The following is a 15,689-nucleotide window of genomic DNA, read 5'->3' as shown; positions in this document are numbered from 1 at the left end:
TTTGTTCAAGCCTTGTGCCGAGGTCAGACCTTCGGCCTGAACATTTCGAAGACCTCGCTGCCTTCGCAATAATCCATGTAGCCCATGCGTGCGATCGGCCGCGCCAGCGCCACATCGAACCGGCCATCTCTGACGATCGCCTCATCGATATGGATGCCGACGACCTCTCCGAAAACAAAGACATTCTCGGATGCTTCGCCGGACAGCGTCTTCGGCTCAATGATCTCGGTCACCTTGCATTCCAGCACGGCGAAAGCCTCCGCCACATAGGGCGCATCGATGAGCTCCGCCTGCTTTGGGGTCAGCCCGGCGAATTCAAACTCGTTGCTACCGTAAGGCAAGGCGGCGGAGGTCAGGTTCATCTTCTCCGCCAGATTGCGGCTGACGAAATTGCAGGTGAAAACGCCGGTCTCCCTGGCGTTTTTCTGGCTATGCTTGTGCCCGCTCGATGAGAACATCACCAGCTTCGGCTTGTCGGCGACCGCATTGAAGAAGGAATAGGGCGCGAGATTGATCGACCCGTCCCTGCCCTTGCTGCCGATCCAGCCGATCGGCCGTGGCGCGACGATCGCCTTGAAGGGATCGTGCGCCAACCCATGCCGGTTGGTGTCCGTTGCGTAGAACATCAGTCTTCGCCGCCGAGCCAGGTGACCGTCTCGGTCAGCTCAGGGCGTGGACGCTCGACGGGTGGGAAGGTGGTGGAGCCGATGTGGATGAAACCGGCAACCTTTTCGCCCGGCTGGACGCCGAGCAGCGGATAGGCGCGTTCGTCGAAGGCGAACCATTCTGTCAGCCAGTTGGCGACATAACCATGCGCATTGGCAGCCAGGATAACGTTGAGGCACAACGCGCCCGCCGACATGATCTGCTCCCATTCCGGGATCTTGAAATGCGGACCGGCCTTGCTGACGATGCCGACGACGACAGGCGCACGGGTAAAGCGTGCGCGCTCCACCAGGATCATTTCCTCAGAGAGATCGGGTTTTGCTTCGAGCGCCAGCTTCAGCAGTTCTTCGCCCAGCCGCACGCGCTCTTCGCCGCGATAGACGATGAAGCGCCAGGGGGCGAGCTTGCCGTGATCGGGAACGCGCGATGCAAGGCGCAGGATTTCCTCGATCTCGTCCTTTACCGGTCCCGGTTCGCACATCTGGAACGCAGGGACGGAGCGGCGCACGGCGAGATAATCGATCAGCTTGATGTCGGATTTCATGCGGGAGAAACTCTCATTTGTATGCAGAGGCTGGCCACAGGTCTTGAATTTGCCATGGCATTGGTCTTGAAGTGAACTCTGCGATTTCAGAAGTCAATCGGTTCACGAACAGGATGTTTGGCATTTTGCCTTTTGCACGGATCGGCCTTGCTGTTGCCCTGATGTTGCTGACGCCGTTTGGCGCCGCCGCCCAGGACGCCTTCAAGGAGTTCAAGCAGCTCGAATCGACGCCGAAAATGCCGAAGCTCAACGCGTTCATCGCGCCAGGCACGGCGCAGGAAGGCGTGCATCTGCGTGACGTCTCGCTGGAAGCCAAGCTCACGGCCGATGGCGCGCCTGTCGAAGACGGGCTTTCCTGGTATGTATTCAGTCCCGTCGCTGGAAATGATGGCAAGCTGCCGCTCATCGCCAGCTCCCGTGGAGGCACCGCAGCCTTCCAGCTCGCTGCCGGCGATTATTTCGTCAACGTTTCCTTCGGCCGCGCCGGCGTCACCAAGAAGCTGACGGTGTCGGATGAAGGCGCAGTCGACAAGCAGGTGATGGTTCTCGATGCCGGCGGGCTGCTGCTCAACGCCGTCTCCGGCTCCGATGTCCGTATCCGCCCGAACCAGCTGAGCTTCTCGATCTATTCCTCGGAAGTTCGCGACGACGGCGAGCGCGGCCTTGTCATGGCCGATGTGCCGCCGAATACGGTCGTGCGCCTCAATGCCGGCACCTATCACGTCGTTTCCGAATACGGCAATGTCAACGCGACCATCCGTGCCGACATCCAGGTGGAGGCTGGCAAGCTCACCGAAGCGACGATCCAGCACAGGGCGGCACAGATCAATTTTAAGCTCGTCTCGGAAACCGGCGGCGAAGCGATCGCCGATACCGCCTGGTCGATCCTGACGGCAGCCGGCGACAGCGTCGGCGAAAGTGTGAGCGCCTTTCCGGCCATGGTCCTGGCGGAAGGTGAATACACGGCGGTCGCCCGCAACAAGGACAAGATCTATCAGCGTGACTTCACCGTCGCTGCGGGCGTCAATACCGATGTCGAAGTGCTAATGAAGAACCAGCAGGCCCAGCAGCCGATTGCTCCGGCTGCGACAGCCGTGCCGCCGGGGCAGACCTCGGCCGGGCCGAAGGGTGTGCCCCAGCCGGGCGGCGAGATCCCGCCGCAGCCGCCCTTGCCGTCCTATGAAGATCTGCAAAGCGGCGACGGCGCCAGCCTCGACTGACGCCGCGTCCGAAATCTCCGGAAATGTTCAGCTTGCGCGCTTGAGGAAGGCCTTCTTCTTCGGCGCCATCGAGAAGACGGCGTCAAAGAGACGGGCGAGCAGATCCTTGCGATCGCTGCCGCTGCTCAGTTCTTCCCAAGACAGTACCCTGCCCACATGCGCGGTGATCGTGCTGCCTGAAAGACGGCGGAATTCGCGGATGAGCAGCGACAGGCGCAGCGTCATCGAAACCCTGCTGGCGAGATGGAAGAGCCGGCCGTTCTGGCCTTCGAAATAGATCGGCAGCACGCTGGCGCGGGTCGCCTGGATGAGCTTGGCCGGGAACATCTTCCACGGCAGGTCCTCGGCGCGACCGAAGCCCTTCTTGGCGGTGGCAACGCCGCCAGCCGGAAAAATCACGATCGTCGTGCCTTCCTTCAGCAGGCGAACTGCCTCGTGCCGGCTCTTCATGTTCATCGCCATCGCTTCCTTGGTCTCCTCGAAGGAGATCGGCAGCGAATAAGGCGCCATTTCCGGCACCTTGAGAAGATCATTGTGGATCAGTACCCGGAATGGACGGCCAATCTGCTCGGCAAGCGCCAGCACCGCGATGCCGTCGCCGATGCCGAAGGGATGGTTGGCAACGATGACGATCGGCTCGGCCGGCACCGGCTCGAGCGGCCAGCTGCCCTTCACATTGATCTCGACATCGATGAGATCGAGCATCTTGCCGAAGACGCGGTCGCTCTTGCCGACAATATCGCTGCGCCAGATGTCATAGAGCCGTACATAGCGGTCACGGCCGGAAAGGCCCTCGATGGATCGGATGAGCCAGCGCTTGAAGCGCGGATCCCGTTCGTTCGCGTAGGAAAGCTCTTTGAAGCGCACTCGAATGCCTGCCGGGATGAAACCCGTCCCCTGTTTTGTGGCGGCTATATTACTGTTGCATGTCAGATTTCTGACAGCGTCAAGCAGATCAATGCCGGGCGCTGCCATTATCCAAAAGGCAATTTTCAGGCTGCCTTGGCCTTCTTTGCCTCGAGCTTACGACGGATATCGGGCGGTGTTGCCTCCAGGGCAAGGCTTTCGATCGCCGAATCCAGCAACATCGATGTCTGCTCCTGGCTGCCGAGGCGGCGGATATTGACCGTGCGCTCTTCCGCCTCCTTCTTGCCGCAGACGATGATGACGGGAACTTTCGTAACGGAATGTTCGCGGATCTTGTAATTGATCTTCTCGTTACGGAAGTCGGTCTCGACATGCAGCCCGGCTTCGCGCAACGCATCGGCCACTTCCTGGCCGTAAGCGTCGGCTTCTGAGGTGATCGTCGCGACGACGACCTGCAGCGGCGAAACCCACAGCGGCAGATGGCCGGCGAAGTTCTCGATCAGGATGCCGAGGAAACGTTCCATGGAGCCACAGATGGCGCGATGGATCATCACCGGCTGCGTCTTTTCCGAATTGCTGTCGATGTAGAAGGCGCCGAAGCGTTCCGGCAGGTTGAAGTCGACCTGCGTCGTGCCGCACTGCCATTCGCGGCCGATGGCGTCCTTCAGCGTATATTCGAACTTCGGCCCGTAGAAAGCGCCCTCGCCCGGCAGGATGCCGGTCTTGATGCGCCCCTCGGACTGCGCCTCGATCGTCTTCAAGACATCGGTCATGACGGCTTCCGCGCGATCCCAGAGCGCGTCGGAGCCGACGCGCTTTTCCGGACGGGTCGAAAGCTTGACGACGATTTCCTTGAAGCCGAAGTCTTCATAGACCGACAGGATCAGGTCGTTGATCTTCAGGCATTCGGCAGCCATCTGCTCATCGGTGCAGAAGATGTGTGCGTCGTCCTGCGTGAAGCCGCGCACGCGCATCAGACCATGCAGCGCCCCCGAAGGCTCGTAGCGATGGACGAGACCGAATTCCGCCAGACGGATCGGCAGTTCGCGATAGGACTTCAGGCCATGCTTGAAGATCTGCACGTGGCCGGGGCAGTTCATCGGCTTCAGCGCAAAGACGCGGTTATCCGCTTCCTTGTCTTCCGGATGCGTCATCGCATGCGCCGATTTCACGGCAAACATGTTTTCCTGATACCAGCCCCAGTGGCCCGACGTCTCCCAGAGCGAAGTGTCGAGCACCTGCGGCGCGTTGACTTCTTCATAATCGACGGCAAGCCGGCGGCGCATGTAGGAGACGAGCGACTGGAAGATGCGCCAGCCCTTGCCATGCCAGAAGACGACGCCCGGGCCTTCTTCCTGGAAATGGAACAGGTCCATTTCGCGGCCGAGCTTGCGGTGGTCGCGCTTTTCGGCTTCCGCCAGCATATGCAAGTAATTGTCGAGATCGGCCTGATCGGCCCATGCCGTACCGTAGATGCGCGAGAGCATTGCGTTGTTGCTGTCGCCACGCCAATAGGCGCCGGCAACCTTCATCAGCTTGAAGGCGGTGCCGACCTGGCCGGTGGAGGCCATGTGCGGGCCACGGCAAAGGTCGAACCATTCGCCCTGATTGTAGATCTTCAGATCCTGCCCTTCGGGAATCGCATCGACGAGCTCGACCTTGTACTGTTCGCCCTTTGCGGCAAAAACTTCCTTGGCCTTCTCGCGCGACCAGATCTGCTTGGTGAAGGGCGCATTGCGGGCAATGATCTCCTTCATCTTCTTTTCGATCTTGGGCAGATCGTCGGGCGTGAAAGGCTCGTTCTTGGCAAAGTCGTAATAGAAGCCGTTCTCGATCACGGGGCCGATCGTCACCTGCGTGCCAGGCCACAGTTCCTGTACGGCTTCTGCCATCACGTGTGCGGCATCATGCCGGATGAGTTCCAGCGCGCGGCCATCCTTGCGCGTGATGATCTCGATCTTGCCGTCGGTGACGGCATCGGAAAGGTCTTGCACGGTGCCGTCGATCGCAATCGCGACAGCGCTCTTGGCGAGCGACTTGGAAATGGATTCGGCAACATCCTTGCCGGTCGCGCCAGCCGGGAAGCTGCGCACCGAACCATCGGGAAATGTCAGGGAAACGGATTGGGACATTCAAATTCTCCTTGTCCAGTCCCGCCAACGAATGCGGGTGGTTGAAACGGAAGCGTCATCCACCGGGAATGCCGCTGCCGCCTGATACTGATATTTGGTGTCTGAGTAAAGGAGAAGCGAGCCTAGAGGACCATATCGAAAAGGCCGCGCACTGTGTTCCAGTTGCGCATCGTTCCCACGCCCATGCGCTTGGTCGTCAGCGCCGATAGCAGCTTCGATTGGCTCGGCTTGCCGTGGAAATCGATCCAGAGATCGCAACCGACAAGCTTCATCCGCTGCCCTTCGGCAAGGAGCGGCTTCAGCGCTTCCACCTTGTCCGGGTCGATCGGCAGCCGGTTGACGCGCACGATCACCTGGTCGCCAACACCGTCCTTGAAGGGATTGGCGCTGCAGAGCGCCATCCAGGTGCAGTCGCTGCGCACGATGATATCGACATGCTTGCCGAATTTTTCTTCAAAAGCCTCCTCCAACTGCTCTTCGACTTCGTGCGGCCGCATTTCATCTGCCTCGAACACGAGGTTGCCGGTGGAGACCAGTGTGCGCGGTTCACGATAGCCCAGCTCTTCGGCAAGCTTTCGTAGATCTTCCATGATCACGCGCCGCTCGGAGGTCAGGACGATGCTGTGCAGAAGTGCGATGAAGGTACACACCTTATGCCTCCTTCCGCCCGAGCGCGAAATAGCGCCACGGCGTAAACCAGCGGAAACGGGATTCGAGGTTGTCAGGCACCGGATCGAGCCCACTTGTGCCGCCCGGACCGCACCGGCCGACGCGGAAGAGTGTCATCCAGCCACCGGCCCAGAGCCCATGGCGGGCGACGGCCTCATAGCCATATTCGGAGCAGGTCGGGATATGCCGGCAGGAATTGCCGACGAAGCCGGAGAGCGTCAACTGATAGAGGCGGATGAGCCCCATGCCGAAAAGGCGGTCAGGCGTCTTGCGGAACGGGCCTTGGTAGTTGCGCGAAAATCTCTGCAGCGGTTGGGCGCGAGGCTTTGGCGCGGCGGCACCGCCCTCGTCTTCCTCTTCTTCGCGCAGCAGACAGAATTCGCACATAGCTTACACCTCGACGGTTTCAGCGCGCTTTGCCTCTATCTGGCCGATGGCATCGACGACAGCGTCGAAGGTCAGCATGGTGGAGGCATGACGCGCCTTGTAATCACGCACGGGAAGGAGATAGCGCATGTCGGCGAACCGTCCATCCGGCCCCTCGCCATCGGCTTTCAGCATGGCGAGCATATCCTCGCGCGCCTTGCGCACTTCGCCTGATGTCGCGCCGACAACATGGCGGGCCATGATCGAGGAGGAGGCCTGGCCGAGGGCGCAGGCCCTCACGTCATGCGAAAAGGCGCTGATCTTATCGCCATCCATTTTCAGCCAGATGCGCACTTTCGAGCCGCAGAGCCTGGAATGCGCCTGGCCGCTCGCATCCGCATCGTCAAGCGTGCCGGTCAGAGGAATATTGCCGGCAAATTCGAGGATTTTGCTGTTATAGATGTCATCCATGACGGATTTGGCTCCAAAAACGCCTAAAAGCGACGCTAATTCCTATGTGATTGTCATGTAAACAAAAAACACACAGTCAAACGACAGCATACTTACATACCAGGGTCGTCTTCCTATATGTATGTCGTTCGAGGGCCATTGAAATGCAATGGGCCCGGATAAGTTTGATTGGGAAACCGTGCCTGAAGGGTTCGAGAAAGCGAGCCTGAAAAGCCCCGGAGCCTGCCAAAGGTGCAAGAATTCCCGCTTGGGGTACCAGTGGCTAGTCCGAATAAGGTCCGCGTTGCGGACCAGGAGACCATTGAATATGGACGCCATCGTCAAGAATTTTCCGCAGACCGCCCGTGAATCCGATCGCCCCTCCCAGCAGGAGGCAGAGGACGCTGTTCGTGTCCTGCTGCGCTGGGCTGGCGACGATCCGTCGCGTGAGGGCCTGCTGGATACGCCTGCCCGCGTCGCCAAGTCTTATCGCGAGCTCTTCGCCGGTTACGAGATGAGCCCGGAAGACGTGCTCGGCCGGACCTTCGAGGAGGTTGCCGGTTATGACGACATGGTGCTGGTGAAGGACATTCCCTTCTTCTCTCACTGCGAACATCACATGGTGCCTATCATCGGCAAGGCGCATGTCGCCTATATGCCGGATGGACGCGTTCTCGGCCTGTCCAAGATCGCCCGCGTCGTCGAAATCTACGGCCGCCGCCTGCAGACGCAGGAAACGATGACCTCGCAGATCGCCAAGGCCATCGATGAAACGCTGCGTCCGCGCGGTGTCGCCGTCATGATCGAGGCCGAACATATGTGCATGGCCATGCGCGGCGTTCAGAAGCAGGGTTCGACCACATTGACGACAACCTTTACTGGAACGTTCAAGACTGAACCGGCCGATCAGGTCCGATTCATGACAATGGTAAGGGGCCGCTGAGATCAGCTCCCTCAGGAGGGCCGCGATGAGTGAACTGATTTTCAACCAGCCGTCGGACGATAAATCCGAGCTGGAGGATGCTGGCGATTTCACGCCGCGCTTCGACGATCGCGGTCTGATCACGGCCATTGTCACCGATGCCGGTGATGGCGAACTGCTGATGGTCGCCCATATGAATGCGCAGGCCCTGGCGCTGACCATCCAGACCGGCTTCGCCCACTATTTCAGCCGCTCGCGCGGCAAGCTCTGGAAGAAGGGCGAGACCTCGGGCAATCTCCAGACCGTCAAGGAGATCCGCACCGACTGCGATCAGGACGCCATCTGGCTGAAGGTCGAGGTCGCCGGCCATGACGCGACCTGTCACACGGGCCGCCGCTCCTGCTTCTACCGCACCGTCACCCTGGAGGATGGAAAGCCCATGCTGACCATCGTCGATGACGACCTGCATTTCGATCCCAAGGACATCTACGGAAAATAGGCCAAATCCCGGCCACCTGCTCCTTATTGCGACGCTGGTCGTCTCTATATACAATTTGGAAAGGGTTCGGGGCGGTTAATAGGAACCCAGTGTTCTGCCGGGAGGAAGGAACGCCATGTTGGGCTGGAGTATGAATCGTCAAAGCTCCGATGGGGGCGGTTCCGGCTTGGCGGTGCGTGATGATACGCCCGTTTCTCCTGTGCTCGCCGTTCCCGAAAAAAAAGCAAAGCTTGCCCTGGCGCTTGGCGGCGGCGCCGCTCGAGGCTGGGCGCATATCGGCGTGCTGCGTGCGCTCGATGAGGCCCGCATCGAGATCGGCATGATCGCCGGCACCTCGATCGGCGCGCTCGTCGGAGGCTGCTATCTCGCCGGCAAGCTGGACGAGCTGGAAAATTTCGCTCGCTCGCTCACCATGCGCCGCATCGCAAGCCTGCTCGACCTGACGATCGGCGGCTCCGGCCTCTTCGGTGGCATGCGGCTGACCAAACGCATGCAGGAACATCTGGAAGGACTGACGATCGAGGATCTCGACCGGCCCTTTGTCGCCGTCGCGGCCGAGGTCAACACCGGGCACGAAGTCTGGATCGCCAATGGTTCGCTGATCACGGCGATCCGCGCATCCTACGCCCTGCCCGGCATTTTCGAGCCGGTGCGCAGCAATAACCGCACATTGGTCGATGGCGCGCTCGTCAATCCCGTGCCGGTTTCCGTCTGCCGAAGCTACGAGCAGCCGCTCGTCGTCGCCGTCAACCTCAACTATGATCTCTACGGCCGTTCCGCCGTCGTTCGCCACAATGCCAGCCTCTCGCCTGCCGAAGTGCAGCAGCAGAGGGATGCGCCCTATGCCGCCAGGATGGGCATGACCGGCGTCATGGTGCAGGCCTTCAACATTATTCAGGATCGTATCGCGCGAGCGCGCCTTGCCGGTGATCCGCCCGATATCTCGCTGCAGCCGCGCCTGTCGGACATCGGCCTGTCGGAATTCCATCGTGCCGGGGAAGCCATCGAACGTGGCTATGAAGAAGCCCGGGCAAGGCTGCCCGAGCTGCAGCGTATGCAGGAACTCTACGCCAGGCACCCCTGACGCCTAAGCAATTCCAGCAAAAGTGTTCAGCGGTTTTGCGTCCGGAATTGCGCGCACACGTTACCGAAGCAATTCCAGCAAAAGTGTTCAGCGGTTTTGCGTCCGGAATTGCCTAGAATAAAGAGTCACTCAGCTTGCAATATAAGCCTTGATTTCTTCGGCCTCGCGCTCGACCTCGGCAATGCGCGACTTCACGACGTCACCGATCGAAATGATGCCGGCAAGCTTGCCGTTGGCTTCCACGGGAACGTGGCGGAAACGCTTGCTGGTCATCAGCTGCATAAGCTCGTTGACCGAGGTCTGCTCGTTGCAGCGGAGGACCTTCGAGGTCATGACTGAAGAAAGCGTCTGATCGAGCCCGTCCTTGCCGGACTTGGCGATGACATGCACGAGATCGCGCTCGGTGAACATGCCGGAAATCTTGTTTTCCATGCCGACGACGACGATCGCGCCGATCTTCTTTTTGCTCAGAATCGCAGCCGCCTCCGCAACCGTGGTATTCGGCCCGGTGGTGACGACGTCACGACCCTTCAGATCGAGTATTGCCTTGACGGAACTGGCCATTTGTACCTCCCATGGCGAAAGTGAAACACTTGTCGGGAACACAGGCTCCGCGGCGGTTTCTCCTCCCATCGCGGATTGATCAATGGTGCACTGCTTGGGTCAGGATTGCAACTCGTCGTCAGGATGGGGCACGGGTTCTTCAGGCAGTTTCCGGTCGAAGAGAGCGAAAAGGAAGAAGCCTAAGACGAAACCGCCGATATGCGCATCCCAGGCAATCTCCTGGCTGCCGTCGCCGACGAGCGGGATGCCGACGGCGATCAGCGCGTTGCCGACCAGCCATAACAGCGTGAAGATGATCACCGTGCGGCTCTGCATCGCCTGCAGCACCGACAGTCGCGGATTGAGGTGTGCGGGGCGGACCATCTGCCGCCCGGAGGGGAAGGCAAAGCGGCAGGCCGCGCCCATGAGGCCCGAGACCACACCCGATGCCCCGATGAGCAGTCCTTCGCTACCCCAGTTCAGGGCCGCATGCAGGGCCGCCGAGGCGACAGAGGAAAGAATCCAGAAGACGATGAAGCGGAACGCGCCGATGCGGCGCACGACCGGCGCGCCGAAGGCCATCAGCCACAGGCCGTTGAAGACGATATGCTCGATGCTTCCGTGCAGCAGCGAATAGGTGACCGGCGTCCAGTAGAGCTGCGGCCCCTGCTCTGCAAGCGAAACGGCATAGCGCAGCGGAATGAAGCCGAAGTTGAACAGAAACCATTGAAACCAATCATCGGGCAGCAGCGATTGCACGACGAAGATCAGGATCAATAGCAGCAGCGTGGCAAGCAGCGCCGGCGGAAGATTGAAGACCGGCTGGCGCGGCGGCCGGGCCGGCGGTTCGGGCTGCGAAGGCTGGAATGCCTGGTCAGGCCCGGACGTCTGTTCGTTCATGCTCTCATCGCCTCGTTGCAGGCCACAGCCATACAGGAGCCGACATCAAAAAAAAAGCCGTCCGAAACTGGCCGGACGGCTCGCCTGGGTTCCCCGAAGGATGCCCCTCCCCCTGGCAGTCTTGTGCAGAACTTCACTGTTCGAAGTGATGGAGAGACGGTCTCATGACAGGTCCCGGCACTCAAGCGAAACCCTTTCTTAACCTTAACTCGCCGGATTTGGCATGAAATCCGCAAGGTAGAAGGTGAAGGGGCGAAAACCGCGCCCCAATGAACCGAAATGAGACACTGCCATGCGCCTTCAGATCACGATCGACATATTCGGCTACTGGAATGCTCTGCGCGGCGGCCGGGACGCTCCGCTGAAATCGCAGATCGAGCCCGGCGCGATCCCTCATCTCCTGTCGAGCCTCTTCATCTTGGAGACGGCGGCAGACCGGCATATCCGCTTCCGCCTCGCCGGCACGAAGATCTGCGATCTCTTCGGCCGCGATCTGCGCGGCGAGCGTTTCTCCGCCCTCTGGGCCAACGGCCAGCACGAGGATATCGAAAGGACGGCACAGGGCGTCATGGCTCACGCCATTCCAACGCTTTTCAACGCGACGGGCTACAGTACCGCCGGCCATCATGCGGCCTTCGAGATCATCATGATGCCGCTGCGTTCGCCCGAAGGCGGCTGCGACCGGCTGCTCGGCGCCATCGCGCCTGCCGCTGCTGCAAGCTGGCTGGAGATCGTGCCACTGGAGCTTCTCGCCCTCGATCGCAGCCGGCTGCTGCACGACAAGTTCGGCCGCACAACTGAGGCCGAACCGCGTCGCCCTGTCGAGGTCGCCGCCGAAAAACAGGCCACGTTCGGCCGCGTCATGCTGCGCGCCATGTCGCATTTCCTGCATGGGGCAGCTGCTCGCTGACCGTTCCATTTTGGGTCGCCGCCTATAGTACTTTAGGGTTATGCGGCGGCTCGTTCCACAACCTTCTGTTAAGGGATTGCAGGTAAGGATTGGGCTCAGCGATTTCATAAAGAAGCCCTTTGATGCACTCGTTCCAGCCCGCTCAGACGCACCGACCTGCGCCGCGCCCAGAACAGGGAGTGTTCCAGCGCGTGCCCATCAATATGCAGGGCCGGCTGATGCTTGCGAACTACGAGGAATTCGAGTGCATGGTGATCGATATGTCGCCCGGCGACATGTATGTCACCTGCGCTGGCCGCCCGCGCGCCAATGAACGCATCGTCGCCTACATCGACCATCTCGGCCGCGTCGAAGGCCATGTGCAGACCGTCGATATGCGTGGCTTCACCATGTCGATCAACGCCACCGAGCGCAAGCGTGAGAAACTCGCCGCCCAGCTCACCTGGCTTGCCAACAAACACGAGCTCGGCCTGCCGGAAGATCGCCGTCATGATCGTCTGACCCCGCGCGAGACCAAGACCGACCTCACACTCGAAGACGGCACGCGCTACACCTGCCGCATCATGGACCTTTCGCTCTCGGGCGCCGCCGTCGATTGCGAAGTGCGCCCGCCGCTCGGCACGCCTGTTCGCCTCGGCAACATGCGCGGCCGTGTCGTTCGCCACTTCTCCGAAGGTGTTGCGATCGAGTTTCTGTCGGTCCAGTCGCGCGAGACGTTGCGCGAATTTCTCTAAAGCAATTCCAGAAAAAGTGCGCTGCGGTTTTGCGTCCGGAATTGCGTAAAACAAGAAAGCAATTCCAGCAAAAGTGGGCTGCGGTTTTACGCCCAGTTTTCTGTCCTATACTGCAAGAGGTAGGACTGACAATTTCCATGTTGGGCTGAATAATCTCCTGCATCTCGTGTGGCCGACGCCATAGAATGCCGCCGCTCTTGTCATTTATCCGTCACAGACTTGAAGGATACAGCGCGCCTTAACAAGTGGCGCGGTCATGTCAGTTCTGTTTCCGGAAATCGAACCCTATCAACACGGCCTGCTCGATACAGGCGACGGCAACCTTATCTATTGCGAGGCCTGCGGCAATCCGGTGGGCAAGCCGGCGCTTGTCCTGCACGGCGGACCAGGCTCCGGCTGTTCCACCGCTGCGCGCCGCTATTTCGACCCGTCCGTGTACCGCATCATCCTCTTCGATCAGCGCAATTGCGGGCGCAGCCTGCCGAATGCTGCCGACTTTGCGACCGACCTCTCCCGCAACACGACCGCCCATCTCATCGAGGATATAGAGAAGCTGCGCAGCCTCTTTAGCGTGGAAAAGTGGATCATCTTCGGCAATTCCTGGGGTTCGACGCTGGCGCTCGCCTATGCGCAATTCCATCCGGATCATGTCAGCGGCATAATCATTGCAGGCGTCACCACGACACGGTGTTCCGAAATCGACTGGCTCTATCGCGGCATGGCGCCGCTCTTTCCCGAGGAATGGCACCGTTTCGGCAAGGCGCTACCACCGGAGCTCCGTGGCATCGACAGGGTGAGCGCCTATCATCAACTCCTCAACGATCCCGAAGAGCAGGTGCGGCTGAAAGCGGCGCGCGACTGGCATGAATGGGAAGCGGCGACAATCCTTCTTGCCGATCCCGCCGGTCTGCCCGGGCGATGGTCCGATCCGCGCTACCTTCTGACGCGCGCCCGCATCATCACCCACTATTTCCGCGAGGGCGCGTGGCTCGAAGACGGCATCCTACTGAAGAATGCCGATCGCCTCGCCGGCATCCCCGGCTTTCTCATCCACGGACGCTTCGACATAGAAGCACCGCTTGTCACCGCTTGGGAACTTGCCCGCGCATGGCCGGGCGCCGAGCTCATCGTGCTGCCAAAGGCGGCCCATTCTACTGCAAATGCCGATATTGCCGCCGCAATCGTCGCTGCGACGAACAGATTCCGCGATCTCTGACAAAATTATTTTTGAGGCGGAGAATCGGGACGTAAGGCGGAATCGGCTTTCTGCATGGCGATTCCGCCTGTTTGTAGGCTTCAATCGGATCTCCGCCGGCCGCCATCCCCGCTGCAGCTTGTCGCAGAAATTTACCCGGCTTATCGAAAATCGTTAACAGCCTGTCCGTTTTTCGGCCATTTCCCGCCCGAAAGCCTTTTTCCCAATCCTTCAATTTTAATCGAATTCGAGACGAATGCGCTTTTAATTTTAAGCGTATTCGATGTGGATTTGAATCAAGTTCGATGCGCTTTTGAATCAACTAAGCCATTAATTTGATTGCGTAATTTTGCGTGAGATAAAAACGTCCGTGTCATTGTCGTCCTCATAACGGGGAGACGATAATGTCAATTCGAAATCTACTGAAGAGCGGCCTTCTGGCCGTTAGCGTAACGGTGGCAATGGCGGGCGCAGGACAGGCATCACCCGCCAGCATGACACTTGCAGGCAATGCGAGCCCGCCGATCGGGCACTATGAATTCTGCCAGGCCAATCCGAGTGAATGCGCCTATGCCGGCGGTGATGCCGGCCCGGCGATCCTGACTGAGGATCGCTGGAAGGAGATCCTCAAGGTCAACTACACCGTCAACTCGACCATCCAGCCGATGACGGACATGGAGATCTATGGTGTCGAGGAGCGCTGGGCCTATCCGCGCACTGTCGGCGACTGCGAGGATTTCGCGCTGCTGAAGCGCAAGATGCTGATCGATGCCGGCTTCTCTCCATCAGATACGCTGATGACTGTCGTGCTGCAGCCGAATGGCGAGGGCCATGCGGTGCTGACGGTGCGTACGGATCACGGCGACTTCATTCTCGACAATATGCGCAACAAGGTGCTGCTGTGGTCGGATACCGAATACACCTACCTGAAGCGCCAGTCCGCCGATGATCCGGCCCGATGGACGAAGCTGCAGGACGGCCGCGCCGTCGCTGTCGGTAGCGTGAAGTAACAGGCATACCGGCCCCGGTCAGTCCCCGCATCCCCGTCCCGACCGGCGCCCAGAGCCGTTCCCGCTGTCCCGGGAACGGCTCGCTTCTTTTGTGGTACTTCCTTTTGGTTGAGTTAACGGCCCGTTAACTCCCGCCACTCCATCCTCATCAGCAGATTCTTCACCGGCACCGACGACTCGCGTTTTTCTTACGGCGGCCCGATATCCGAGGACGACGATGAGCAATTCCGCCGTGGGCCACCCTGGTGAGCAGCCCCTTCTTTCAACCCGCTTCCTGGTCCGCGTCACGGCGACGATTGCGGTGCTAGCGCTGCTGACGGTTGCGATCACCGTTGCCGGCCGCTGGTTCGGCCGTCACATCTCGCTTGCCGGCAATACTGAAAGCAATGCCGGGATCACGCTCGCCATCGGCCTCGACACAGTCGGCCTGCCTGCCAACACGATTCGCTTCCCCAGCGAACGCCATGATGGCACGGCCGAACGGGTCGATCTCTATCTCACCTGGCCAGAGATGCAGGGCTACAGCAAGGAAACGCGCCAGCGTTTCGACGACGTTGCCCAATCGTCAGGCCTGATTTTCCTGCAGATCACCCAAGGCACGATGTCGCGGGACATGTCGGGCCGGCTAGAGCCGATTTATTCGCACCTGATGGATGGTGCCTCGGAAACCTTTGCGCATGGCCTGACGCTGCACCGCCTGCGAGCCGATGCCGGTTACAACGGCGAGGTGCTGTTGACCGCGCCGCGCGAAGGAAGCGCCGATTATGTCGTGCGCTGCGTCCTGCCCTCGTCTGCGGAAATGGCAACCAGCGGCGATTGCCAGCGTGATATCAAGGTCGGCAATGATTTAAGTGTGCTCTACCGGTTCTCGAGCCGTCATTTGGCCGACTGGGACCATATTGATGCCGCGATCAGGACTTTTGTGGAAAGCCGGCTTGTGAGCCGGTCTGCAACACTCCGCTAAAATCCCCGCAAATG

At 60.0% G+C, this 15,689-nt stretch carries 17 protein-coding genes and 1 pseudogene; 9 read left to right on the top strand and 9 right to left on the bottom strand.

What is annotated here, in order from left to right; all coding sequences use genetic code 11:
* Positions 1–23 precede the first annotated feature (23 nt).
* Positions 24–626, bottom strand: a complete 603-nt coding sequence (locus tag AC1DM5_RS02310; protein ID WP_477819516.1) for a flavin reductase family protein — start codon at positions 624–626, stop codon at positions 24–26.
* The gene (locus AC1DM5_RS02305) at positions 626–1,210 is read right to left on the bottom strand and encodes a nitroreductase family protein (RefSeq protein ID WP_477819515.1); all 585 of its coding nucleotides are present in this window, start codon (positions 1,208–1,210) and stop codon (positions 626–628) included. Before AC1DM5_RS02305 ends, AC1DM5_RS02310 begins: the two co-directional genes overlap by 1 nt.
* 113 nt (positions 1,211–1,323) lie before the next feature.
* Here AC1DM5_RS02305 and AC1DM5_RS02300 point away from each other — a divergent pair, with 113 nt between their 5' ends.
* Complete coding sequence (locus AC1DM5_RS02300; RefSeq protein ID WP_477819514.1) at positions 1,324–2,430, top strand: hypothetical protein; 1,107 nt, start codon at positions 1,324–1,326, stop codon at positions 2,428–2,430.
* 27 nt (positions 2,431–2,457) lie between these two features.
* Here AC1DM5_RS02300 and AC1DM5_RS02295 read toward each other — a convergent pair whose 3' ends face one another.
* From AC1DM5_RS02295 to AC1DM5_RS02275, 5 genes are all read right to left on the bottom strand, one after another.
* The gene (locus AC1DM5_RS02295) at positions 2,458–3,297 is read right to left on the bottom strand and encodes a lysophospholipid acyltransferase family protein (RefSeq protein WP_477819513.1); all 840 of its coding nucleotides are present in this window, start codon (positions 3,295–3,297) and stop codon (positions 2,458–2,460) included.
* A gap of 125 nt (positions 3,298–3,422) precedes the next feature.
* Positions 3,423–5,429 carry a threonine--tRNA ligase gene (gene thrS, locus AC1DM5_RS02290; protein ID WP_477819512.1) on the bottom strand — a complete coding sequence of 669 codons (2,007 nt, stop codon included), beginning with the start codon at positions 5,427–5,429 and terminating at the stop codon, positions 3,423–3,425.
* A 122-nt stretch (positions 5,430–5,551) separates the two neighbouring features.
* Positions 5,552–6,079, bottom strand: coding sequence for a DUF1697 domain-containing protein (locus AC1DM5_RS02285; protein ID WP_439015021.1), 528 nt, complete (start codon positions 6,077–6,079; stop codon positions 5,552–5,554).
* A gap of 1 nt (position 6,080) precedes the next feature.
* Positions 6,081–6,485: a membrane protein insertion efficiency factor YidD gene (gene yidD / locus AC1DM5_RS02280; protein WP_477819511.1), complete on the bottom strand. Its 405-nt coding sequence runs from the start codon at positions 6,483–6,485 to the stop codon at positions 6,081–6,083.
* A gap of 3 nt (positions 6,486–6,488) precedes the next feature.
* Positions 6,489–6,935 carry an iron-sulfur cluster assembly scaffold protein gene (locus tag AC1DM5_RS02275; RefSeq protein WP_477819510.1) on the bottom strand — a complete coding sequence of 149 codons (447 nt, stop codon included), beginning with the start codon at positions 6,933–6,935 and terminating at the stop codon, positions 6,489–6,491.
* Positions 6,936–7,242: 307 nt separating this feature from the next.
* Here AC1DM5_RS02275 and folE point away from each other — a divergent pair, with 307 nt between their 5' ends.
* The 3 genes from folE (at position 7,243) to AC1DM5_RS02260 (ending at position 9,419) form a co-directional block, all read left to right on the top strand.
* Positions 7,243–7,857 carry a GTP cyclohydrolase I FolE gene (gene folE, locus AC1DM5_RS02270; protein WP_037102484.1) on the top strand — a complete coding sequence of 205 codons (615 nt, stop codon included), beginning with the start codon at positions 7,243–7,245 and terminating at the stop codon, positions 7,855–7,857.
* A 25-nt stretch (positions 7,858–7,882) separates the two neighbouring features.
* Positions 7,883–8,335: a phosphoribosyl-AMP cyclohydrolase gene (gene hisI, locus AC1DM5_RS02265; protein ID WP_113323439.1), complete on the top strand. Its 453-nt coding sequence runs from the start codon at positions 7,883–7,885 to the stop codon at positions 8,333–8,335.
* A gap of 115 nt (positions 8,336–8,450) precedes the next feature.
* Positions 8,451–9,419 carry a patatin-like phospholipase family protein gene (locus tag AC1DM5_RS02260; RefSeq protein WP_477819509.1) on the top strand — a complete coding sequence of 323 codons (969 nt, stop codon included), beginning with the start codon at positions 8,451–8,453 and terminating at the stop codon, positions 9,417–9,419.
* 129 nt (positions 9,420–9,548) lie between these two features.
* On the opposite strand, the gene AC1DM5_RS02255 is transcribed toward AC1DM5_RS02260, so the two are convergent.
* A complete protein-coding gene (locus AC1DM5_RS02255) occupies positions 9,549–9,983 on the bottom strand; it encodes a CBS domain-containing protein (protein ID WP_477819508.1) in 435 nt (144 codons plus the stop codon).
* A gap of 99 nt (positions 9,984–10,082) precedes the next feature.
* On the bottom strand, positions 10,083–10,862 hold the full coding sequence (locus AC1DM5_RS02250; protein WP_477819507.1) for a rhomboid family intramembrane serine protease: 780 nt from the start codon (positions 10,860–10,862) through the stop codon (positions 10,083–10,085).
* A 292-nt stretch (positions 10,863–11,154) separates the two neighbouring features.
* Here AC1DM5_RS02250 and AC1DM5_RS02245 point away from each other — a divergent pair, with 292 nt between their 5' ends.
* The 5 genes and pseudogenes from AC1DM5_RS02245 to AC1DM5_RS02225 all read left to right on the top strand — a co-directional run bounded on the left by AC1DM5_RS02245 (position 11,155) and on the right by AC1DM5_RS02225 (position 15,675).
* Positions 11,155–11,772 carry a PAS domain-containing protein gene (locus AC1DM5_RS02245; RefSeq protein ID WP_477819506.1) on the top strand — a complete coding sequence of 206 codons (618 nt, stop codon included), beginning with the start codon at positions 11,155–11,157 and terminating at the stop codon, positions 11,770–11,772.
* Positions 11,773–11,894: 122 nt separating this feature from the next.
* Positions 11,895–12,506: a PilZ domain-containing protein gene (locus AC1DM5_RS02240; protein ID WP_007816614.1), complete on the top strand. Its 612-nt coding sequence runs from the start codon at positions 11,895–11,897 to the stop codon at positions 12,504–12,506.
* 256 nt (positions 12,507–12,762) lie between these two features.
* Positions 12,763–13,722: a prolyl aminopeptidase gene (gene pip / locus AC1DM5_RS02235; RefSeq protein WP_477819505.1), complete on the top strand. Its 960-nt coding sequence runs from the start codon at positions 12,763–12,765 to the stop codon at positions 13,720–13,722.
* A 383-nt stretch (positions 13,723–14,105) separates the two neighbouring features.
* Positions 14,106–14,711 carry a transglutaminase-like cysteine peptidase gene (locus AC1DM5_RS02230; protein ID WP_025668657.1) on the top strand — a complete coding sequence of 202 codons (606 nt, stop codon included), beginning with the start codon at positions 14,106–14,108 and terminating at the stop codon, positions 14,709–14,711.
* Positions 14,712–14,914: 203 nt separating this feature from the next.
* Positions 14,915–15,675 (top strand): annotated as a pseudogene (locus tag AC1DM5_RS02225) (hypothetical protein).
* Positions 15,676–15,689: the final 14 nt, after the last annotated feature.

This window comes from Rhizobium sp. 01T437 (assembly GCF_056398505.1).
Note: the sequence above shows the minus strand (reverse complement) of the source record. Positions and strands in the feature narration are given on the sequence as shown.